Below are 21,048 nucleotides of genomic sequence, written 5' to 3'. Positions count from 1 at the left end.
TTCATTGCTTGCCGCTCAGAGCCTTGCACCAGGCCTCCCCTCGAGCCCCATGCCCCTGCAGCAACAGCGAGCGGCCGCTCGCTTGGGGGGTAATGGTAATGTCAAGGTCGGGCTTTGGCAAAATGCCTGCGCCGCGCTGCGGCCATTCGATCAGGCACAGAGCGTTCCCCTCGAAGTAGTCGCGGATGCCGAGAAACTCCAGCTCCTCCGGGTCGACCAGGCGGTAGAGGTCGAAATGGAAGGCGCGTACCTCGCCTATTTCATAGGGTTCGACCAGAGTAAAGGTCGGACTCTTGACCGCCCCGGCATGGCCCAGGCCGCGCAGAATGCCGCGTGACAGGGTGGTTTTGCCGGCGCCAAGATCGCCGTGCAGATAGATGGTGCCCAGACCGCCACTGACCTCGGCGATTGATGCACCCAATGTCAGCATCGCAGCTTCGTCGGCTGCTTCGAGCTTCACTTCACACACGGACACAACTCCTCCAGTAACTGACGAATGGTACCGGGCAGATCACCGGCAGCCAGTCCGCGCCCCTGCGCGGCCAGCACCTCACCGGCCCGCGCATGCAGCCAGACCGCCAGGCAGGCGGCATCATAAGCGGTCATGCCCTGCGCCAGCAGCGCACCGATCAATCCAGCCAGAACATCACCCAAACCCGCTCCGGCCATTGCCGGGTGCCCGCGATTGCACAACGCCAGGCGTCCGTCCGGCGCAGCGATCAGACTGCCAGCGCCCTTGAGCACGACCACCAGACCAAAACGCTGCGCCAGAGCCCGCGCCGCCGCGGGCCGGTCCGCCTGCAGCGCCGCCGTATCGATACCCAGCAAGCGCGCCGCTTCGCCGGGATGCGGCGTCAACACACCCTGGCGTGGCGCTGCGACCTGACCGGCAGCAAGGAGATTCAGCGCGTCGGCATCCCACACCTGCGGCTGCCCGATGCCCGACACGCCAGACAGCAGGCTGCGCCCCCAGGCGGCCTGGCCCAGCCCCGGTCCCACTACGCAAACGTCGGAGCGCTCGACCAGCGCCAGCAACTGATTGGCCGAAGCCACAGCCGCGCACATGATTTCCGGGCGCCGCACCAGCGCGGCCGCCACGTGCTCGGCACGTGTCGCCACTGATACCAGGCCGGCACCGGCACGCAGGGCGCTGTCGGCGCTGAGCAAGGCGGCGCCGCCCATGCCCAGATCGCCGCCGATTACCAACAGGTGGCCGAACTGCCCCTTGTGCGCCACTGGCGAGCGCACGGCCAGACGCGGCAGATTGGCGGGATCGAGCCGTTGCGCGACACAGGGAGCCGCTGCCAGCAGCTGCGCATCGCCCTGCAGGTCATCGAACTGCAGCTCGCCGCATAACTCTGGGCCCAGGCCCGTGAAAAGACCCAGCTTGAGTGCGATGAAGGTCACGGTCAGATCAGCCTGCACCGCGGCGCCGAGACGCGCGCCATTGTCGGCATGCAAACCGGAGGGTACATCCACAGCCAGCACCGGCAGACCGCTCTGGTTGAGCATGCGAATCGCCTGCGCATAAGGCTCGCGCACCGCACCGGTGAGGCCCGTGCCGAGCAATGCATCGACCACGACGCCTGCCATCGGCGCGCATTCGCTCCAGGGCAGAATGTTCACAGCTGTCGCCCTGGCCTCGGCGCAGGCCAGAGCGGCATCGCCAACCAACGCAGCGGGATCGCCAACAGCCAGCACGCGTACACGCCAACCGGCACGCTGCGCCAGGGCAGCGACCAGATAGCCGTCACCGGCATTATTGCCGCGCCCGGCCAGAACGGTGATTTCGCCCGCCTCCGGCCAGCGACGACGCAAGGCACGCCAAACGGCATGGGCGGCACGCTGCATCAGCTCGAAACCCGGCGTGCCGGCGGCGATCAGTTGCGCGTCGAGTGCGCGCACCTGCTCGGTGTTATGCAGACTCAGAGGCAAAGGGACGGAAAGTGAATGCATGGCTCGCTCGCGACGGATGTCTGGCAGAATTATACCCACCTCCATTGCCCGCGCCCGCCCCATGTCCAACCTAACCCTCGATCTCGATGCCCTGGCCCTGTCCATCAAGGACTGGGGGCGCGAGCTGGGTTTCCAGCAGGTCGGCATCACCGATGTCGAACTGGGCGAGCACGAGGCGCATCTCAAGCGCTGGCTCGCAGCGGGCTATCAGGGCGAAATGGACTACATGGCCGCTCATGGCGACAAGCGCTCGCGTCCGCAGGAGCTGGTACCCGGCACACTGCGTGTGGTGTCGCTGCGCATGGACTATCTGCCTGGCGATACGCAGATGGCCCAACGCCTGAGCGAGCCGGAACAGGCCTATGTGTCGCGCTACGCGCTGGGCCGTGATTACCACAAGCTGATCCGCAAACGCCTGCAACAACTGGCCGAGCGCATCCAGCAGCAGATCGGCCCGTTCGGCTACCGCGCCTTCGTCGACAGCGCGCCGGTGCTGGAAAAGGCCATCGCCGAAAAGGCCGGCCTGGGTTGGATCGGCAAGAACACCCTGGTGCTCAATCGCAAGGCCGGCAGCTATTTCTTTCTCGGCGAGCTGTTCGTCGACTTGCCGCTGCCGGTCGATGCGCCGCATGGCAGCGAACACTGTGGGCGCTGCAGCGCCTGCATGGACATCTGCCCCACCGCCGCTTTCGCCGGCCCTTACGAGCTGGATGCGCGGCGCTGCATCTCCTACCTGACCATCGAACTGAAGGGCTCGATCCCGGTGGAACTGCGCGCGCCTATCGGCAACCGGGTTTTCGGCTGCGACGACTGCCAGATCGTCTGCCCCTGGAATCGCTTCGCCCGCCCCACCGAGCAGGACGACTTCCAGCCACGCCACGGCCTGGACAACAGTGCCCTGGCCGAATTGTTCATGTGGACGGAAGAAGAGTTTCTCAGTCGCACCGAGGGCTCGCCGCTACGCCGCGCCGGCTACGAGCGCTGGCTGCGTAACCTGGCAGTCGGCCTGGGCAATGCACCCTCGACCATTCCGGTGCTGCAGGCTCTGCAGGCGCGCCGCGAACACCCATCAATGCTGGTGCGCGAGCATGTGGCGTGGGCTCTGGAGCGACACGGCGCTCTGTAGCCCGGATTGCATCCGGGCTACGACACGCTCGATGCGCCGAAGCGGCTCATTTACACCTTGAGGAAATGCTCGCGGTAGTGGCGCAGCTCGGCGATGGACTCACGGATGTCGTCCAGCGCCTGGTGCGTGGCGGTTTTCTGGAAGCTGTCCTTGACCTCCGGCGCCCACATGCCGGCGAGGATCTTCAGCGTCGAGACGTCCAGGTAGCGGTAGTGGAAGTAGGCTTCCAGCGCCGGCATGTACTTGTAAAGAAAGCGCCGATCCTGACCGATGCTGTTGCCGCAGATCGGCGACTTGCCCTTCGGTACCCACTGTTCGAGAAAGGCGATGGTCTGCGCCTCGGCTGCCGCCGTGTCGATCTCGCTCTCGCGCACGCGCTGGGTCAGGCCGCTCTGGCCATGGGTGCGGGTATTCCACTCATCCATGCCGGCCAGGGCCTCGTCGCTCTGGTGAATGGCGATCACCGGACCTTCCGCGAGCACGTTCAGCTCGCTGTCGGTGACGATGGTGGCCATCTCGATGATCACGTCGCGTTCCGGCTCCAGGCCGGTCATTTCCAGATCGATCCAGATCAGGTTGTTGGGGTTTTGCATGCTCAGGACTCCTTGGCTCAGGCGCCAATTCTAGCGGATAACCGCGCCCTTCATCTGCCAGAGAAACAGCGAGGTTTGCCGCCCTTCGTTGATCTCGAACAGCCGATCGGCCGGCACGCCGGGAATCTCGAAGGTGTTGCTGATCAGCCAGCTGCCGGCGCGCATCTCGGCTTGCGCCTTGGACCAAAGCCGCGGCATCGGCACCGGCGAGAGAAAGCAGTAGACGACGTCGAACTCACTCAACTCGGCGCGCCACAGACTGCGATAGCGGATACTGCAGTTCTCCTGAAACAGGCAACGCAGCCAGGCAAGCACGAAAAGCAGCGGCGCTGTTTCGACACCAACGAACTGCCCGCGCGGAAACTGCCGGGCCAACTGCAGCAGCGTCCCTGCCGTACCACAACCCAGATCGACGAAACGCAGCGTCGGCTCCCGCTCACTCAGGCACTGCTGCAGGCGTTGCTGCGCCTTGCGCCCACTCAGGTACAGCGGTACCTGTTCGCGCAGGCTGTTCCAGTTGACCAGCAATAGCAGCACGAAGCCCAACAGGAACAGCCAGGCCGGCAAATCGGCACGCTGCGCCAGCAACAGCGCGGGCAGAAACGCCAGATTGATCCACAGCCACCAGCGTGACAGCCCCAGACGCCAGCCTATGGCAGCGGCCAGCACTCCCTGCAGCAGGGCGACGGAAAACAGCGACATGCGCCAGGGCAACAACGCCAGCAGATAAACCAGCACCACCACCAGCGCCACCGCCAGCCCCTGCGCCAGGAGCGCGCGCAGCACAGGCAGCCGCAGCACCGTTCTTTCACCGCCTGTCGTCATTGACGTCCCCCGTTGCTGGCAGCCGAATGACCGCCCCGCGCTCATGCTAAACTCGCCGCGATCAACACTCCACCACCCCCGGATGCTTCATGGCCAAACGCCAACTCAACCGCCGCCAGAGCTGGCGCATCGAAAAGATTCAGGGCGAACGTGCCGCCCGCGCCGCCAAGCGCGAATCGCGAGCCGTGGAAGCACTGGAAGGCGGCGACCTGGGCCCGGAGCAGACCGGCCTGGTGATCGCGCACTTTGGCGTACAGGTGGAAATCGAGGGGTTGCAGGGCGAGCTGGCCGGCCAGGTGTTTCGCTGTCACCTACGCGCCAACCTGCCGGCCCTGGTGACCGGCGACCAGGTGGTCTGGCGCCCCGGTAATCAGGGCGACGGCGTGATCGTCGCGCAGTTGCCGAGAAACAGTGAACTGTGCCGCCCGGACATGCGCGGTCAGCTCAAACCGGTGGCGGCCAACGTCGACCAGATCGTCATCGTCTTCGCCCCCCTGCCCGAACCGCACGCCAACCTGATCGACCGCTATCTGGTGGCAGCCGAGCATGCCGGCATTCGCCCGCTGCTGTTGCTGAACAAGGCCGACCTGATCGACGAGCAGAACCAGGTGGCATTGGACGCCCTGCTCAAGGTCTATCGTCAGCTGGAATATCCGCTTCTGGAAGTCTCGGCCCATCACGGCGATGGCATGGAGCAGTTGAAGAGGCGCCTGGACGGCCACGTCAGCGTATTCGTCGGCCAGTCCGGAGTGGGCAAGTCATCCCTGGTAAACAGCCTGCTGCCCGGCGTCGACACCCGCGTCGGCGCGCTGTCGGAGCTGACCGGCAAGGGCACGCATACCACCACCACAGCGCGGCTGTTTCACTTCCCCGGTGGCGGCCAGTTGATCGACTCCCCCGGCATTCGCGAGTTCGGTCTCGGTCATGTCAGCCGTGACGATGTGGAGGCAGGCTTCATTGAGTTCCACGACCTGCTCGGCCGCTGCCGTTTCCGCGACTGCAAGCACGACCGCGAGCCGGGCTGCGCGTTGCTGCAGGCCCTGGAAGACGGTCGCGTACAGCCACAGCGAATGGCCAGCTACCGACACATCCTCGCCAGCCTGCCGCAGGACGACTACTGATTGTTCAGTTGATCGAGCGGGCTATTGCCACTTTCGAAGATATTCAGGCGTTCACGCAGCTGATCGGCCGGCAACGCCTCGGCAGGCGCCCCTGACGGGGCAGCCGCAGGAGCCTGCCCCTGCGCGGCCGGCTCCACGCCCGCGCCCTGCTCACCCTCGATCGCACGCTGCGCCTTCTTGGTCAGCACGACGATATCGATGCGCCGGTTGACCGGATTGAACGGATCCTCTCGATCGAACAACGCAGAAGACGCGTAACCGACCACCCGCGCCACCTGCTCGTCCGGATACCCGCCGGCCACCAGCGCCCTCCGTGCCGCGTTGGCGCGATTGGATGACAACTCCCAGTTGCCGAAATCGCCGCGCCCGGCGAAAGGCTTGGCATCGGTATGGCCGCTGATGCTGATCTTGTTCGGCACCGCGCGAATGGTGTCGGCCATCGCCAGCAGGATGTCCTCGAAGTAGGGCTGCAGGTTGGCACTGCCGAGGGCGAACATCGGCCGGTTTTCGGCATCCATGATCTGGATGCGCAGGCCATCCTGGGTGATCTCGAACAGAATCTGATCCTTGAAGCGCTGCAGCTCGGGATTTTCCTCGACCTTGTTCTGCAGTTCCTGCAACAGCAGCTCCAGGCGCTCCTGCTCCATCTTCTCGGCCAGGGTTTCGATCTGATCGGTGCTGACGCCCGTCTCGTCCGGCTGGCTCTCCGGCGTTTCGGATATATCCGGGTTGAGCGTGCGCTCAGGCGCCGGCGTCGGCGTGCCACCCAGATCGATGGCGTAGGGACTGGCGCTTTCGGTGAAGCCAATGGGGTCCTGGAAATAACCGGAGATGGCCTTCTTCTGCTCTGGCGTGGCCGATGTCATCAGCCACATCACCAGAAAGAAAGCCATCATCGCGGTAGCGAAGTCGGCGAAGGCGATCTTCCAGGCACCGCCATGGTGCCCGCCTGCGACCTTCTTGACTCGCTTGACGATGATGGGTTGGTTGTTTTCCATGACTTAGCTGCCGCGCATGGCCTGTTCGAGCTCGCTGAAGCTCGGACGATGCGCCGGGTACAGCACCTTGCGCCCGAACTCTACAGCCAGGGTCGGCGGCATGCCCGAGGCGGAAGCGACCAGGGTCGCCTTGATCGCTTCGTAGAGGTTCAGCTCTTCCTTGGCGTCGTGCTCCAGGGCATTGGAAAGCGGGCCGAAGAATCCGTACGACGCGAGAATGCCGAGGAAGGTACCGACCAGCGCGGTCCCTACCTTCTCACCGATCTGGGCGTTGTCCGCCTCGGCCAGAATCGACATGGTGATCACGATACCCAACACCGCCGCAACGATACCCATGGCCGGCATGCCATCGGCGACCTTGGCGACGGCGTGCGCCGGGTGTTCAACTTCTTCCTTGAGGCTGGTCAGCTCCATGTCGAACAGGCCTTCGAGTTCGTGCGGGGCCATGTTGCCGGAGGACATGATACGCAGGTAATCGCAGATGAAGGCGGTCATGCGCGCGTCTTTCAGTACCGCCGGGTACTTGCTGAAGATCGGGCTGGCATTGGGGTCCTCGACATCCGCCTCGATGGCCATCATGCCTTCGCGGCGACTCTTGTTGAGGATCTCGTACAGGAGCTTGAGCACTTCCAGGTAGTACGTGTGGGTGAAGCGGCTGCCGAACATGCTCAGCGACTTCTTGAACACGGTCATGAACATGCTGCCCGGGTTGGCCTGGAGGAATGCCCCCAGCGCCGCACCGCCGATAATCAGAACCTCGAAGGGGTGAACCAATGCCATGAACTTGCCGCCCGAGAGTATGAACCCACCGAGCACGCAGCCGAAAACAACAATGATGCCTATGATTCTTACCATGAAATAAACGCTTACAGAGCCAAGAGGATGGGCTATTAAAAACAGCCCTTCTAATTATCGGAACTTATACGCCAGACTATAGCCAGTTATGGTCAAAAGCCAGTTCGACTCGAGCCAATATGTCGACGCCAAAGTCCCCGCCACGCACACTGGACGCCTGGGTACAGCACCTGGGCAAGTTGCCGCTGCCAATCGAGCAGCAGCAGCACGCGCGCATACGTCGCATCCTCGCTGACAGCCGCCGCACCTGGCGTGAAATCGCCGAGGCGATCGAGTCGAGCCCGTCCTTCGCCCTGCAGGTACTGCGCGAAGCCAACCAGTCCAGCAACAGCCTCAGCGATCCGGCTGAAAGCGTCGAAACCGCACTTTCACGCCTGGGCCTGAGCCGCTGCGAAGCCCTGCTCAGCCAGGCACCTGCATTGCCCGAGAACGAAATCCCTCAGGCGTTTCGCCAGATCCTGCTGATCAGCCAACACGCCAGTCAGCAGGCGCGCGGCCTGTTCGGCGCCCGCCTGGCGCGCCTGTGGAATGAGCTGCATGGCTGCAGCCTGCTGTTTCTCGCGCCGATCTGGCCGTTGCTGTGCGCCCATCCACAACTGCTGGAAGCCTGGGAACAACGCGTGCTGCTCAAGGGCGAACGACCGGCGGCGGTGGAAAAGGACCTGCTGGGGGTCAGCCTGATTCAACTGTGCCTCAGGCTGGCCGAACGCTGGCGCCTGCCGGAATGGATCGTCCGTGGTTATCGCCTGCTGGAGCGAGACCGCCGGCAGTTGGTCAAGGCGCTGCACATTGCCCGCGACAACGAACATCCGCTGCATCAACAACAGATGCTCGACGAGGACACGCCCCTGCGTCACTGGCTCACCCAGCCAAGCAACTGCGTGCTGCTGGCCAACGGCCTGGCGGTATCGGCCCACCACGCCTGGGACACGCCACACAGCCTGCGCTGGCAGCGTCTAACCGGGCTGTATCTGCAGATTCCCTTGGGCGAGCTGCAGCAGGAGGTGCACCAGCACGCTGTCAGCAGCGCCCGCCTGATTGACGACGCAGCGCTCTGGCATCCCGCCCAGGCCTTGATCTGGCCGTGGGACGCCCATCGCCTGAAACCTGCCGTCAGCGCCCCGCCACCGCCAAAACGTGACGACCTCGCGCTCTGGCGCCAGCATTGCGCGCGCCTGCTGGCCGAACCCAGCAGCTTCACCAACGTCCCGCAACTGACCGCGTGCGCTCGCGATGCACTGCAAGCCTGTGGCCTGAAGCGCGTCCTGCTGATGCTCGCCGACCGCCAGCACACCCGCCTGCAGACCCAGCAACAGGCCGGTCTTGATGCCGGCGCGGCGAACCTCAGCCTCGACCCGGCGCAGAGCCAGGTGTTGAAACGCCTGCTCGCCGAGCCAGGCCAGCTGCGTATCACGCCGAGTAACATGGCGCAGTTTTCTGCCCTGCTGCCGGGCAACCTCAAGGCCCTGTTCCCCAGCGAGCACCTGTTACTACGCTCTGTGGCCAACAGTGGCCGAGTGGTGATGCTGGTTGTAGCCGATCAAGGCGGCCAACCACTGAATGACGTCAGCCTGCAGGCCTTCGCCAAGACCGCCCAGTGCATCGAGCGCGCGCTGAGCAGCTTTTCCAGACGCGGGCGCTGAACAGTTCCGTTTCCGCTACAATCGACCTCTTTTTACACGAGGAGGCCGCGATGTCCGCCTTCGACAATCTGCCGCTGGTGATCGAGCCGGCCGAGCTGGCCGGGCGCCTGGACGCAGCCGACCTGATCCTGCTCGACCTGAGCAGCGCAGCGCGCTACACCGCAGGCCACATTCCAGGCGCACGCTGGGTGGATGCCAAGCGCACGCAACTGGGCCAGCCGCCTGCCCCCGGCCTGCTGCCCGAGCGAGCGCAGCTCGAAGCCCTGTTCGCCGATATCGGCCACCATCCGCACGCCACCTATGTGGTCTACGACGATGAAGGCGGTCCCTGGGCGGGCCGTTTCATCTGGCTGCTCGACGTGATAGGCCATCAGCGCTACCACTTCCTCAATGGTGGCCTGCACGCCTGGATCGCTGACGGACTGGCACTGAGCCAGGACGTACCCGCAGTGGCCCGCAGCGCAGTGTCGCTGAACCTGAGCGACGCACCGACCGCTACCCGCGACTACCTGCAATCGCGCCTGGGTGCTGACGATCTGGCCATCTGGGACGTACGCGGCGCGGACGAATTCCGTGGTGAGAAGCTGAGTTCGGCGCGCGGCGGGCATATCCCCGGCGCCACCCATTTCGAATGGACCTCGGGCATGGACCCGCAACGCGGCATGCGCATCCGCACGGATATCGCCGAAGTTCTGCAAAACCTGGGCATCACACCGGACAAGGAAGTGATCACTCACTGCCAAACCCATCGCCGCTCCGGCTTCAGCTACGTGGTGGCCAAGGCGCTCGGTTATCCGCGCGTGAAAGCCTATGCCGGCTCCTGGTCGGAATGGGGCAACCTGCCCGATACGCCCATCGAACGCTGAGCCCGCCGTCAAATGCACCCTGCGCGGTCAAGCAGCAGGCCAAGAACTCTCAAGGACATACGATGAAACAACGCCTCTTCATTCTCAGTCAGTACCTGCTGCCCCATCACCTGCTGTCGCGACTGATCGGTTGCGTCGCCGAATGCCGTATCGGCTGGCTAAAGAATCCGCTGATCTCCTGGTTCGCCAAGCAGTACCAAGTCAACATGGGCGAAGCGCAGAACGAAGACCTGCGCTCCTTCGAACACTTCAATGCCTTCTTCACCCGCGCGCTGAAAGCAGGTGCGCGGCCGCTGGACGAAACCCCGGGTGCCATTCTCAGCCCGGCCGATGGCGCGATCAGCCAGCTCGGCGCCATCGAGCACGGCCGCATCTTTCAGGCCAAGGGCCACAGCTTCAGCGCCGTCGAACTGCTCGGCGGTGATGCCGAGCGCGCAGCGCCCTTCATGGGCGGCCAGTTCGCCACCGTGTACCTCTCGCCGAAGGACTACCACCGCGTCCACATGCCGCTGGGCGGCACGCTGAAAGAGATGGTCTACGTGCCCGGCCGCCTGTTCTCGGTCAACCAGACCACGGCGGAAAACGTGCCGGAACTGTTCGCCCGCAACGAGCGCGTGGTCTGCCTGTTCGACACCGAGCGCGGGCCGATGGCCGTGGTGCTGGTGGGCGCGATGATCGTCGCCAGTATCGAGACGGTATGGGCCGGCCTGGTCACCCCGCCCAAGCGCGAGCTCAAGAGCACCCGTTACGACGCACCAGCGCGCGGCCCGATCGAGCTGGCCAAGGGCGCGGAAATGGGCCGCTTCAAACTGGGCTCCACGGCCATCGTCCTGTTCGGTCCGAACCAGGTGCAATGGGCCGAAGAACTCTGCGCGGGCAGCGCCGTGCGCATGGGCCAGCTGCTGGGCAACGCTCGGGGCTGAGCCAGTGAGCACGGGAACCCGCGCCTCGACCATTCGGTCATACATTCGTACTCTGCCAGGCCGCCCCGTCCGAGCGGACGGGCTGCCAGCGCAGTCAGATGCTGCTAGAGTTCGAAAGATTATTACTAGAGCCGCTTGTCATCGTGTGGCCGGAGTATCCGAGTTCGATGGATAGACAGAGTACCCACCTACAGCTGTTACGCGTCCCCACACCGAGCAAGCAGAGCCTCAGCTTTTGCGACGGCAGCCCCCGTGATCTCAAACGCTGGATTGCGGGTCTGCCCAAGGCGAACATCGGCGAAACCGCGCGGCAGCTGTATCAGAGCCTGGTGGAACTCAACCAATTCCTCACTCCTTCGGAAAACCGCCTGCAACTGCTGGAGCTGCTACGTCCCGAAGTCAGCTTCGTCTGCCAGCACCTGGAACGTCACTTCCTCAACCAGGCCATCGTGCTCGACGAGCGTCCACGCAAGGTCGCCAACCTGTGCCAGGCGCTGCAGAACCACCTGGCGGTTGGTTACAAGCTGATCATTTCCCGTGTCATCGCACGCAGCGGCAAGGACCGCGACCAGCTCCTCGCCGTTGCCCTGCAGCGCGCCAGCCACAGCCTGTGCAGCCCGTTGATCCGCGCCAGCCAACTGTACTGCCCTGTGCCCGAAGGGCTATGGCTGGAACTGCACCAGCTTTACCAGATTGCCTGCGAGCAGCGCCTGCAGCGCCAGGTCATCCGTGACCCACTGGCTCGTCACACGCAGGGCCTGAGTACCGAGCAAACCTATATCACCGCACTGCTGTTGGGCTGCGCGCGTACCAACCAGATGCGTCAGAACGGCATCGCACGTCTGGCCGAAGCGCTGGAGCCCTGGAGCGCACTGATCAAGCTTCAGGCCGGTGACGATGCCCACAGCCTGTTCGTGCTGGCCCCGCAGATCGACGGCCCGCCGCGTTACAAGTCGCTGTATCAGAGTAGCGAATTGCACAACCTGCTCGGTATCGACACTCAGCCGCTGGTCGATGCCATTAAGGAATACCTGGAGCTGCCCGACAGCGAGCGCAGCAAATCGCGCCTGCTGATTCCCGAAGGCATCAGCCTCGACCTACTGCAGCACGTCGCCGCAGCCTGGGGTGACATCGCCGAGCGCACCTTCCAGCGCACACCTGGCCATGGCAACCTGACCCTGTGTATCGGCATGACCGCGCTGCACTTCTTCCTCTCCGGTCGCCGCTCGTTCGGTGAAGTGCTCAAACGCCCTGTGGAAATCGGCGCAGCCGTGTTCAAGCCGGCCACCGGCGAGCCTGACGTCTGGTCGAACGCCTTCGACGCCCAGCGCAGCGCCGCTGACGAGATCCATTTCGAAGAAATTCAGTACACCAAGGTCAACCCCGGCGAACAGGCGCCGCCTGAGAGCAATGGCGAGAATTACCCGACCTTTGCCCTGGCGATCGTCAATCACAGCCCCGGTGGCTATTGCCTGTCCTGGCCCAAGGACGTTCCCAGTCAATTGCAGGCCGGCGAGTTGCTGGGCGTGCAGGACAGCCCCAGCCAGGGCTGGAGCGTCGCCATCGTACGCTGGATTCGTCAGGTCCGCGGCGGCGGTACGCAGATGGGCATCGAGTTGATCGCACCGCATGCCCGCCCCTGTGGTCTGCAACTGCTGCGCAAGGGCGATCAGAACAGCCAGTTCCTACGCGCCTTCCTGCTGCCGGAAATCAGTGCCATCTCCCGGCCTGCCAGTCTGATCACGCCGCGCCTGCCGTTCCAGGAGGGCAGCAAGGTGCTGATCAACGACCACGGCGAAGAGCACCGCGCAGTGCTCACTCGCAAGCAGGTCAGCACCGGCAGCTTCAGCCAGTTCGAGTACCACCGCGTGGGTGTGGAAGAAGACGCGGCCGGGACACCGGTCACAGCCTCGCAAAGCCAGAAGCCTGCGGGGGAGGAAGATTTTGACTCGCTCTGGAAGTCGCTGTAGGCTCCGGCGAACTCACCATTTGTCGCCTTTTCGCGCCCGCTCGGCGCGGTAATGACCCCTCTATGGCAATCGAAAAAAAAACCATCCGCCTGCTGATTCTCGAAGACTCGCAGAACGAAGCAGAGCGCCTGGTCAGTCTGTTCCGCAACGCCGGGCACGCCACTCGCGTGCATCGCCTGACGTCCAGCGACGACCTGGCTGAAACCCTGCAACAGACCTGGGATCTGCTGATCTGTGCGCCGAGCAGCGAGCATCTCGACCCCAGCGAGGCGATCACCGCCATCCGCCGCCAGGCCAAGGACATCCCCGTCATCCAGCTGGTCGAAGACAACGACTCCGAAATCATCACCGAAGCCCTGCTGTTCGGTGCTCAGGACGCCCTGCCGCAAGGCGAGGATGAACGCCTGGTGCTGGTCGCCAAGCGCGAGCTGGCCAACCTCGAAGAACGTCGCGCCCGCCGCGCCGCCGAGGTAGCCCTGCGCGAGGCGGAGAAACGCTGCCAGCTGCTGCTGGAAAGCTCGGTGGACGCCATTACCTACGTCCACGATGGCATGCATATCTACGCCAACCGCGCCTACCTGGAGCTGTTCCGCTACGAAGACGGCGAAGAACTCGAAGGCATGCCCATGATCGACCTGATCGACTGTGCCGATCACGGGGCGTTCAAGGATTTCCTGAAAAACTACCAGAGCGCCGAAGGCCATGCCGAGCTCAATTGCCAGGGCGTACGTGCCGACGGCAGCAGCTTCGCCGCGCAGATGAGTTTCTCCCCCGCCACCTATGATGGCGAGCCGTGCATTCAGGTGGTGATCCGCGCAGAAACCTCCAACGCCGAGCTGGAAGAAAAATTACGCGAAATCAGCAGCCAGGACCTGGTCACCGGCCTGTTCAACCGCAACCATTTCCTCGAACTGATGGACGGCGCCGCCGAGCGCGCCGTCAGCACCGGCCAGCCCTCGACTCTGGCGTACATCCGCGTTGATCGCTACGCCAGCATGCAGGGCGAGATCGGCCTGGCTGGCATCGACCTGCTGCTGACCGACCTGGCAGGCCTGCTGCGTGCGCACTTCCCGGCGGAGACCGAGTTGGCCCGCTTCGGTGACGACGTGTTCGCCGCCCTGCTACCGGGCCAGACGCCCGAGCAGTGCCAGCCCAGCCTGGCCCTGCTGCTGAAGAAGGTCGAAGCTCACCTGTTCGATGTCAGCGGCCGCACCGCGCAGACCACCCTGTCGATCGGCGTGGCAGGTCTCAGCGAGAAGACCGCCAAGGCGCAGGAAGTCATCGACCGCGCGCACCGCTGCGCCGACGAACTCAGCGACGGCAACGCCATCAGGCTGTTCAACCCGGCCGACGAACTGGCCGCCGCCGCCAACCGCGGCAACCTGTTGGCGATGGTGCAGCAGGCGCTGGAGAACAACAGTTTCCGCCTGCTGTTCCAGCCGATCATCAGCCTGCGCGGTGATGCTCACGAGCACTATGAAGTGCTGCTGCGCCTGCTCAGCCCGCAGGGTGAAGAAGTGCCGCCTGCACAGTTCCTTGCCGCGGCCAAGGATGCCGGACTGGGCGAGAAGATCGACCGCTGGGTGATCCTCAACTCGATCAAGCTGTTGGCCGACCACCGCTCCAAGGGTCACAACACCCGCCTGTTCGTGCACCTGTCCAGCGCGAGCCTGCAGGATCAGACCTTGCTACCCTGGCTCAGCGTGGCGCTCAAGGCCGCCCGCCTGCCATCGGATTCCCTGGTATTGCAGTTCAGCGAGCCCGATGCCGTTACTTACCTGAAACAGGCCAAGGTGCTGACCCAGGGCCTGGCGGAACTGCATTGCAAGGTTGCCCTGAGCCAGTTTGGCTGCGCGCTGAACCCCTTCAACACGCTCAAGCACCTGCAGGTGGACTTCGTCAAAGTCGACGGCTCGTTCACCCAGGACCTGAGCAATGTCGACAATCAGGAAGCCCTGAAAACCCTGCTCAGCAGCCTGCATGCCCAGGCCAAGCTGACCATCGTGCCCTTCGTCGAAAGCGCCAGCGTGCTGGCCACGCTGTGGCAGGCCGGGGTCAACTTCATCCAGGGTTACTACCTGCAGGGCCCGAGCCAGTCGATGGACTACGACTTTTCGGCCGGCGACGAATAAGGTCGCAGCAACGAAAAAGCCGCCTGAACAGGCGGCTTTTTCATTTGCGAGAGGACGCGACGCTTACTCCTGTCCCTCGCGATCACGGAAGCCCAACAGATAAAGAATGCCGTCCAGCCCCAGGGTGGAGATCGCCTGCTTGGCCGATTGCTTGACCAGCGGCTTGGCACGGAACGCCACACCGAGGCCGGCCAGGCCAAGCATCGGCAGGTCATTGGCGCCATCGCCAACCGCGATGGTCTGCTCCAGCTGCAAGCCTTCCTTGTGCGCCAGTTCGCGCAGCAGATCGGCCTTGCGCTGCGCATCGACGATGGGCTCGACCGCCACTCCGGTGACCTTGCCGTTCTCGATCTGCAGTTCGTTGGCGAACACGTAGTCGATACCCAGCCTGGCCTGCAGCTGCTTGGCGAAATAGGTGAAGCCGCCTGAGAGAATCGCGGTCTTGTAACCCAGGCGCTTGAGTTCGGCGAACAGCACCTCGGCCCCCTCGGTCAGGCGCAGCGAGGCGCCTATCTCCTCGAGCACGTCCTCCGACAAACCCTGCAGCAGGCCCAGGCGTTCCTTGAAGCTGGCGCGAAAATCCAGCTCGCCGCGCATGGCCCGTTCGGTGATCTCGGCCACCTGTTCGCCCACGCCTGCTGCCTTGGCCAGTTCGTCGATCACTTCGGCCTCGATCAGCGTCGAGTCCATGTCGAATACCGCCAGGCGACGATTGCGTCGGAACACCGAGTCGCGCTGGAAGGCGATGTCGACGTTGAGCTCCTGCGCCACGCTGAGAAACTCGGCACGCAGCGCCACCGGGTCGGCCGGTTCGCCACGCACGGAGAATTCGATGCAGCCCTTGCCTTGCTCGGCGGGCATGTCCAGCGGCATGCGCCCGGAAAGACGGTCGATATGATCGATATTCAGGCCGTACTTGGCGGTGATGGCGCTGACCCGCTGCAACTGTTCGGCACTGACCTTGCGCGTCAGCAGGGTGACGATATGGCGGGCCTTGCCCTGGCCGCTCACCCACTGGCGGTAGTCGTCTTCGGAAACCGGGGTGAAGCGCACCTGCTGATCCAGCTCGTAGGCGGTGAACAGCAGATCCTTGAGCACGGCCTGGGAGCGACCGTTGTCCGGAATCTCGATGAGGATGCCGAACGACAGGGTGTCGTGGATCACCGCCTGACCGATATCGAGGATGTTCACCCCGCCCTGAGCCAGCACACCGGTGATGGCTGCGGTGAGTCCGGGGCGGTCTTCGCCGGTGATATTGATCAGGACGATTTCGCGCAAGACGCACCCTCCAAGGCAAACGATTGAGGCAGGCAGGCGACGATTTGGCCGCCGGCCGACGAAAAGGCGCACATTCTACCCAGTTTCCCTTCGATCCGGGCAGCCATGCGCTTTGCCCGCTCCAGACCGCTCGCTATACTGCGCGGCAACTTCAGTCGACAAGAGCCGTGCTCTGTGAACCGGCCCGCGCCCGTCAAACCCGACAATTTCTTCATCATGATCTTCCACGCGCTGCGTCAGCGGCGGGTGCCCCTGGTGCTGCGCATCGCCAGCCACAGCCTGTTGCTGGTGGCGTTGGCGATGGTCATCTACGCCTGGGTCATGGGTATGCAGTTCAAGCAGGCCATGCAGCAACAGGCCGATGCGCTGGGTCAGGCGCTGATCACCCAGACGGCGGCCTCGGCCACCGAACTGCTGGTGTCCAACGACATCCTCAGCCTCAACGTATTGCTCAGTAACCTGGCAAAGAACCCGCTGGTGGCCCATGCCGCCATCTACAGCGTGGACAGCCGCATCCTCGCCGAAGCGGGCCCACGCCCGACTCGCAGCGTGCTGGGCGAAACCGAAGGCCTGTATTCCACCTCCATCACCTTCCAGGAAGTGATGGCCGGGCAGCTGCGCATCAGTCTGGACATGAGTCAGTTCCAGCAGCCGATGACCATCAGCCTGCAGAGCATGGGCATTCTCAGCCTGATCCTGCTGGCCCTGACCCTGTCGCTGAGCATGCGCCTGGGCCGGCATATCTCCACGCCTTTGCTGCAGATGCGCCTGTGGCTGCGTGATCCGGACGATCCCGCCCCCGGCGCGGGGCGCAACGACGAGATCGGCGACCTGGCGCGCCAGCTGCAGGCACGCCTGGTGCCGGAAAAGCCGGAACCCGAGCCGGAGCTGGATGACGAGCCGCTGCTCGATGAGGTTGACGACTATCTCACGGAAGAAGACGACGGGCGTTTCGACGAGGAGCCAGAACAGCCTCGCGCCGGACATGCTTTCGATGAACTGGACAGCGACGACGAAGCGCTCAAGCCCTGGCCCGACTCGATAGAACCGGACGATCCCTTCGCCGATCTGCGCGACGAGCCCGAAGTTTCTGTGCCCGCTGCCCAGGTGCCAGGCCCGTCGCGGGCCAGCGCCGTACTGGCCATTCAGCTCGGCGCCCAGGAGCAACTGCGCCGCCTGCCGCGTACACGCCTGCTGGACCTGCTGGATCGTTACCGGGGCTGCCTGGAACAGGCCGCTGCGCTGTATCAGGGGCAACTGCATACCCTCAAGGACGGCAGCAGCCTGATGCTGTTCCACGAGCGCGAGTGCGGCGAGGACTACCTGACCCACGCCATCTGCTGCGGCGAGCTGATGCGCGCGCTGGGCCATGCCCTGCAGATCGAGGTCGCCGACAGCGGTATCACCCTGCAACTGCAGCTGGGTCTGACTCTGGGCAGCGATCTGGAGGACCTGGGCCAGGCCGAACTGCTGCTCAGCGACAGCGCCCTGGACGCGCTGGCCTTGTCGCAGCACAGCCGCAACCTGCTGCTGGTGGAACAGCGCGTCGCGCAGGATGCCCTGGCGCGTCAGCGCGCCCGCATCCGTCCGATCGCCAGCCCTGAAGGGGCCAGCTGCGTCGAGCGCCTGCTCGATCCTTATCCGGCGCTGCTGGAGCGACAGCTGACGCGCATGCACGACAGCCGGGCGCACTGACGCCCGGCTTCACCCATTAGGCGCTGGCCATTGCGCGCCGCTGCGGCGTCTTCACACCATAACGCAGCAGCCAGTCTTTCCAGCGAACCCGCTCGTCACGCACCAGCCAGCCATCCTGCTCGGCGAAGCTCTCCGATAGCCACACCCCGCGTGTGCTGGCGGCCTGCAGCTCACCCTTGCGCAAGGTGAACAAACCGCCACTGGGCACACCCCGGTGCAGCGCCAGCAGATAGATATCCGGCCGCCGACGCTCCAGACGCGCCACCAGGCGGCCATCCTCCAGGCACTCATCGACATGGAACAGGCTCAGTTGACGGGCATCGCGCGGCAGCTCCAGGCTCAGGTCGTAAACCAGTTGCAGTGACGCGGTCGGCAGATGCACGTAGGCGCGCGGTCTTTCCAGCAGGGTCAGGTTGCCGCACTGCACCGGACGCGCGGCGCCGGACAGGGGACTGAGGCGAAAATGGCTGGCTTCGCGATAACGCAGCGTGCCCTGATAGGGCGTAGGCAACCAGGTATCGGCGAAACGCCCGCTCAGCCAGCCATCGGCGCTTTCCAGCAGGCATTCCTCGGCTACTTCCTGAATGGCGGTGAGCAGCGGCAGATTGAGCTCATGCGCCGGCACGTAGCCGGAAATCAGCTTGAGCACGGTGTCGCCACGATCAGGGCGGCGCTGACGCACCAGCAACCAGTAGTCGCGCCCCTGCAGGCGCAGGGTCAGGCGCACCGAGACGCCAAGGTTGGCCAGCTCCACGGAAAAACGCGAGCTGTCCGCCACTTCGACCGGGCGGCGGCGTTCGAGCATCTGCTGGAAGTTCAGCGGCTGCCCCAGGCTCTGGTAGCTCAGCCCATCCGGGCTGGCTTCGACGAACAGCGGTAGGGTCTTGAAGTTACTCGGGTCCTTGCGGATCAGCGTACGCGCCATCTCGACTCCTTGTTCCGTCTGGGTGTGAGCCGGCTCGGCGGCCAGCGCTCACGCGAGGTCAGATTGAAGCGAAAACCGCTCAAGGCTGCCCCAAGCCGGCCAACCAATACAACCCAAGGCTGTAAGAGGACGTGACCGAAACCTCAGCCAAGGCCTTGCAGCACGGAGGCCACGGTTGCCACATTGGCCGCCAGGTGCGCAGGCGTGATGGTGCCGACGATGGCGCTGCTGACGCCCGGATGGGCGAAGATCAGCTCGAAACTGGCGCGCACCGGGTCGACACCCTCGGCCAGGCAGGCGTGGCCGCTGGCCAGCGCCTTCTTGATCAGAATGCCTTTGGCATGACTGGCAGCGTAGTCCAATACCGGTTTCTCGCCCTGCTCGCCGAGGTTATAGGTGACCATGGCGCAGTCGCCCTGCTCCAGGGCCAGCAACCCGCCCTCGACGGTCTTGCCGGAAATGCCGTAGGCGAGAATCTTGCCTTCGCGCTTGAGCTCGGCCAGCGTCTGATAGACGCCGGTGTCTTGCAGCACGCGCAGGTCGTTGCCGTCGGAATGCACCAGCAGCAGGTCGATACGGTCGGTTTCCAGGCGTTTGAGGCTGCGCTCGACCGATAGACGGGTATGCGCCGGCGAGAAGTCGAAATGCGACTGGCCCTGCTCGAACTCTTCGCCGGTCTTGCTGACGATGACCCACTCATCACGCTGGCCACGCAGCAGCGGGCCGAGACGCTGCTCGCTGATACCATAGGCAGGCGCGGTATCGATCAGATTGATGCCCAATTCGCGCGCCTGATTCAGCAGGGCACGAGCCTGGGCGTCGTCGGGAATGGTGAAGCCGTTGGGGTACTTCACACCTTGGTCGCGGCCGAGCTTGACCGTACCGAGGCCCAGCGGCGAAACCCGCAAACCGGTGGAGCCCAGCGGGCGATGCAGACCGTGCAACGTAGTCATGGCAGCAGCGCCTCCCAGACTGGCTGGCCCAGCGGTGGGCGTGGCAGCTCGGGCAGCGGTGCATGAGCCGCCGGCTGCACATGTTCACGCTGCAGCGTGGCCAGCACCCGATCGGCGAAGTCCGGCGCCAGCGCCAGCTTGGTTGGCCAACCCACCAGCAGGCGCTGCTGTTCTGCGAGAAAGGCGTTGTCCGGGCGCACCAGGCCCGACTGCGCGGGTTCGGCGCGATCCACACGCAGCGTGGCCCAGCGCGTCTGGCTCTGATCGACCCAGGGCAGCAACGCTGCCATTTCCTTCTGCGCGGCCTGGATCTGCGCCGCCTCGTCGCGGGCGACGCCATCGGCTTCAGCCAGATCGCCGCCCAGATACCAGACCCATTGGCCATCGGCCGCCGGATGGGTGGTGACGGTCACCCGCGGCTTGGGCCCACCGCCGAGGCAGTGAGCGTACAGCGGCTTCAGCGCCGGCCCCTTGGCCAGCACCATATGCAAGGGACGCAACTGCTGCGCCGGCTGCTCGATGCCCAACGCCGCGAGCAGCTCGGCGTTGCCGGCGCCAGCACTAAGCACCACGCGCTGTGCACGAATCTCGCGGCCGTCGACGATCAGCCCGCACAGCTCGCCATGTTCCTGCAGTGGTTCGATACGCTCGGCAGCCAGCAGTCCGCCGCCGGCCAGTTCGGCCAGGCGAGCGATCAGGCTCGGCACGTCGAGCACCAGCTCGGCCAGACGATAGACCTTGCCCTTGAACTTCGGATGCTGCAGCGCCGGCGGCAGTTGCTCGCCCTTGACCTGATCGACTCGGCCGCGCACCGCCTTGCTGGCGAAGAAACTGGTGAGGTTGCCGGCCAGAGTACCGGGCGACCACAGGTAATGGGCATCGGAGAGAACACGCACGCCGGACAAATCCAGTTCGCCCGTACCGGCCAGCGCCTCGCGCCAGCGGCGCGGCATATCGGCGATGGCTTCGGAGGCGCCGGTCAGCGCGCCATGCAGGGCATACTTGGCGCCGCCATGGATGATGCCCTGCGATTTCAGGCTCTGCCCGCCGCCCAGGCTGCCGCGCTCCACCAAAATGCTGGCAAAGCCCTGCTGACGCAGGCGGGCGTTGAGCCAGAGGCCGGCGATACCGCCACCAACGATCAGGACATCGGTGCTGAGAGACTGGGACATGAACGGGCCTCGGCGAA

Annotated in this window: 18 protein-coding genes; 8 read left to right on the top strand and 10 right to left on the bottom strand. The window is 64.5% G+C overall.

The annotated features are described in order from the left end of the window. Position 1: 1 nt before the first annotated feature. Both tsaE and GYB81_RS17260 read right to left on the bottom strand, forming a co-directional pair. Positions 2 to 469 carry a tRNA (adenosine(37)-N6)-threonylcarbamoyltransferase complex ATPase subunit type 1 TsaE gene (gene tsaE / locus GYB81_RS17265; RefSeq protein ID WP_161864727.1) on the bottom strand — a complete coding sequence of 156 codons (468 nt, stop codon included), beginning with the start codon at positions 467 to 469 and terminating at the stop codon, positions 2 to 4. After that, positions 457 to 1,956 carry an NAD(P)H-hydrate dehydratase gene (locus tag GYB81_RS17260; RefSeq protein ID WP_178101768.1) on the bottom strand — a complete coding sequence of 500 codons (1,500 nt, stop codon included), beginning with the start codon at positions 1,954 to 1,956 and terminating at the stop codon, positions 457 to 459. The genes tsaE and GYB81_RS17260 overlap by 13 nt, the downstream gene beginning before the upstream one ends. A gap of 61 nt (positions 1,957 to 2,017) precedes the next feature. On the opposite strand from GYB81_RS17260, the gene queG reads away from it, so the two are divergent. Beyond that, positions 2,018 to 3,082, top strand: coding sequence for a tRNA epoxyqueuosine(34) reductase QueG (gene queG, locus GYB81_RS17255; RefSeq protein ID WP_438810716.1), 1,065 nt, complete (start codon positions 2,018 to 2,020; stop codon positions 3,080 to 3,082). Positions 3,083 to 3,132: 50 nt separating this feature from the next. Here the strand turns inward: queG and orn are convergent, their stop codons facing one another. Both orn and GYB81_RS17245 read right to left on the bottom strand, forming a co-directional pair. Beyond that, positions 3,133 to 3,675, bottom strand: a complete 543-nt coding sequence (gene orn, locus GYB81_RS17250; protein WP_161864724.1) for an oligoribonuclease — start codon at positions 3,673 to 3,675, stop codon at positions 3,133 to 3,135. A gap of 30 nt (positions 3,676 to 3,705) precedes the next feature. After that, positions 3,706 to 4,500: a class I SAM-dependent methyltransferase gene (locus GYB81_RS17245; RefSeq protein ID WP_161864723.1), complete on the bottom strand. Its 795-nt coding sequence runs from the start codon at positions 4,498 to 4,500 to the stop codon at positions 3,706 to 3,708. An 89-nt stretch (positions 4,501 to 4,589) separates the two neighbouring features. Between GYB81_RS17245 and rsgA the strand changes: the two genes are divergently transcribed. Further along, on the top strand, positions 4,590 to 5,621 hold the full coding sequence (rsgA, locus tag GYB81_RS17240; RefSeq protein ID WP_161864722.1) for a small ribosomal subunit biogenesis GTPase RsgA: 1,032 nt from the start codon (positions 4,590 to 4,592) through the stop codon (positions 5,619 to 5,621). On the opposite strand, the gene motB is transcribed toward rsgA, so the two are convergent. Both motB and motA read right to left on the bottom strand, forming a co-directional pair. After that, the gene (motB, locus tag GYB81_RS17235; protein WP_161864721.1) at positions 5,615 to 6,619 is read right to left on the bottom strand and encodes a flagellar motor protein MotB; all 1,005 of its coding nucleotides are present in this window, start codon (positions 6,617 to 6,619) and stop codon (positions 5,615 to 5,617) included. The two genes, rsgA and motB, sit on opposite strands and share 7 nt — an antisense overlap. Positions 6,620 to 6,622: 3 nt before the next feature. Continuing rightward, positions 6,623 to 7,474 (bottom strand): flagellar motor stator protein MotA, encoded by an 852-nt coding sequence (gene motA, locus GYB81_RS17230; protein WP_024306747.1) that lies wholly within the window; start codon positions 7,472 to 7,474, stop codon positions 6,623 to 6,625. Positions 7,475 to 7,593: 119 nt separating this feature from the next. On the opposite strand from motA, the gene GYB81_RS17225 reads away from it, so the two are divergent. The 5 genes from GYB81_RS17225 to GYB81_RS17205 all read left to right on the top strand — a co-directional run bounded on the left by GYB81_RS17225 (position 7,594) and on the right by GYB81_RS17205 (position 15,008). After that, positions 7,594 to 9,117: an HDOD domain-containing protein gene (locus tag GYB81_RS17225; protein WP_161864720.1), complete on the top strand. Its 1,524-nt coding sequence runs from the start codon at positions 7,594 to 7,596 to the stop codon at positions 9,115 to 9,117. A 50-nt stretch (positions 9,118 to 9,167) separates the two neighbouring features. After that, entirely contained in the window at positions 9,168 to 9,983 is an 816-nt protein-coding gene (locus GYB81_RS17220; RefSeq protein WP_161864719.1) for a rhodanese-like domain-containing protein, read from the top strand. Between the two features lie 62 nt (positions 9,984 to 10,045). Continuing rightward, positions 10,046 to 10,906, top strand: coding sequence for an archaetidylserine decarboxylase (gene asd, locus GYB81_RS17215; RefSeq protein WP_161864718.1), 861 nt, complete (start codon positions 10,046 to 10,048; stop codon positions 10,904 to 10,906). Between the two features lie 167 nt (positions 10,907 to 11,073). Continuing rightward, entirely contained in the window at positions 11,074 to 12,876 is a 1,803-nt protein-coding gene (locus GYB81_RS17210) for a cyclic-di-GMP receptor FimW-related protein (RefSeq protein ID WP_161897908.1), read from the top strand. A 62-nt stretch (positions 12,877 to 12,938) separates the two neighbouring features. Then, positions 12,939 to 15,008 carry an EAL domain-containing response regulator gene (locus tag GYB81_RS17205; RefSeq protein ID WP_161864716.1) on the top strand — a complete coding sequence of 690 codons (2,070 nt, stop codon included), beginning with the start codon at positions 12,939 to 12,941 and terminating at the stop codon, positions 15,006 to 15,008. A gap of 63 nt (positions 15,009 to 15,071) precedes the next feature. Here GYB81_RS17205 and serB read toward each other — a convergent pair whose 3' ends face one another. Next, positions 15,072 to 16,286 (bottom strand): phosphoserine phosphatase SerB, encoded by a 1,215-nt coding sequence (gene serB, locus GYB81_RS17200; RefSeq protein WP_161864715.1) that lies wholly within the window; start codon positions 16,284 to 16,286, stop codon positions 15,072 to 15,074. 174 nt (positions 16,287 to 16,460) lie between these two features. Between serB and GYB81_RS17195 the strand changes: the two genes are divergently transcribed. Continuing rightward, positions 16,461 to 17,981, top strand: coding sequence for an AhpA/YtjB family protein (locus GYB81_RS17195; RefSeq protein ID WP_161864714.1), 1,521 nt, complete (start codon positions 16,461 to 16,463; stop codon positions 17,979 to 17,981). A 16-nt stretch (positions 17,982 to 17,997) separates the two neighbouring features. Here the strand turns inward: GYB81_RS17195 and GYB81_RS17190 are convergent, their stop codons facing one another. The 3 genes from GYB81_RS17190 to GYB81_RS17180 form a co-directional block, all read right to left on the bottom strand. After that, the gene (locus GYB81_RS17190) at positions 17,998 to 18,906 is read right to left on the bottom strand and encodes a metal ABC transporter ATPase (RefSeq protein WP_161864713.1); all 909 of its coding nucleotides are present in this window, start codon (positions 18,904 to 18,906) and stop codon (positions 17,998 to 18,000) included. Between the two features lie 143 nt (positions 18,907 to 19,049). Continuing rightward, positions 19,050 to 19,859: an aldo/keto reductase gene (locus GYB81_RS17185; protein ID WP_161864712.1), complete on the bottom strand. Its 810-nt coding sequence runs from the start codon at positions 19,857 to 19,859 to the stop codon at positions 19,050 to 19,052. Then, positions 19,856 to 21,031: an NAD(P)/FAD-dependent oxidoreductase gene (locus tag GYB81_RS17180; RefSeq protein ID WP_161864711.1), complete on the bottom strand. Its 1,176-nt coding sequence runs from the start codon at positions 21,029 to 21,031 to the stop codon at positions 19,856 to 19,858. Before GYB81_RS17180 ends, GYB81_RS17185 begins: the two co-directional genes overlap by 4 nt. Positions 21,032 to 21,048 lie beyond the last annotated feature (17 nt).

Source organism: Pseudomonas yangonensis, assembly GCF_009932725.1.
Lineage (GTDB): Bacteria > Pseudomonadota > Gammaproteobacteria > Pseudomonadales > Pseudomonadaceae > Aquipseudomonas > Aquipseudomonas yangonensis.
The sequence above is the reverse complement of the archived record's forward strand: the minus strand, read 5'-3'. Positions and strand labels throughout refer to the sequence as shown.

Coding starts and splice junctions, on each gene's coding strand:
- GYB81_RS17260 (WP_178101768.1), bottom strand. CDS start 1,956: ATGCATTCACTTTCCGTCCCTTTGCCTCTGAGTCTGCATAACACCGAG.
- queG (WP_438810716.1), top strand. CDS start 2,018: ATGTCCAACCTAACCCTCGATCTCGATGCCCTGGCCCTGTCCATCAAG.
- orn (WP_161864724.1), bottom strand. CDS start 3,675: ATGCAAAACCCCAACAACCTGATCTGGATCGATCTGGAAATGACCGGC.
- GYB81_RS17245 (WP_161864723.1), bottom strand. CDS start 4,500: ATGACGACAGGCGGTGAAAGAACGGTGCTGCGGCTGCCTGTGCTGCGC.
- rsgA (WP_161864722.1), top strand. CDS start 4,590: ATGGCCAAACGCCAACTCAACCGCCGCCAGAGCTGGCGCATCGAAAAG.
- motB (WP_161864721.1), bottom strand. CDS start 6,619: ATGGAAAACAACCAACCCATCATCGTCAAGCGAGTCAAGAAGGTCGCA.
- motA (WP_024306747.1), bottom strand. CDS start 7,474: ATGGTAAGAATCATAGGCATCATTGTTGTTTTCGGCTGCGTGCTCGGT.
- GYB81_RS17225 (WP_161864720.1), top strand. CDS start 7,594: ATGTCGACGCCAAAGTCCCCGCCACGCACACTGGACGCCTGGGTACAG.
- GYB81_RS17220 (WP_161864719.1), top strand. CDS start 9,168: ATGTCCGCCTTCGACAATCTGCCGCTGGTGATCGAGCCGGCCGAGCTG.
- asd (WP_161864718.1), top strand. CDS start 10,046: ATGAAACAACGCCTCTTCATTCTCAGTCAGTACCTGCTGCCCCATCAC.
- GYB81_RS17210 (WP_161897908.1), top strand. CDS start 11,074: ATGGATAGACAGAGTACCCACCTACAGCTGTTACGCGTCCCCACACCG.
- GYB81_RS17205 (WP_161864716.1), top strand. CDS start 12,939: ATGGCAATCGAAAAAAAAACCATCCGCCTGCTGATTCTCGAAGACTCG.
- GYB81_RS17190 (WP_161864713.1), bottom strand. CDS start 18,906: ATGGCGCGTACGCTGATCCGCAAGGACCCGAGTAACTTCAAGACCCTA.
- GYB81_RS17185 (WP_161864712.1), bottom strand. CDS start 19,859: ATGACTACGTTGCACGGTCTGCATCGCCCGCTGGGCTCCACCGGTTTG.
- GYB81_RS17180 (WP_161864711.1), bottom strand. CDS start 21,031: ATGTCCCAGTCTCTCAGCACCGATGTCCTGATCGTTGGTGGCGGTATC.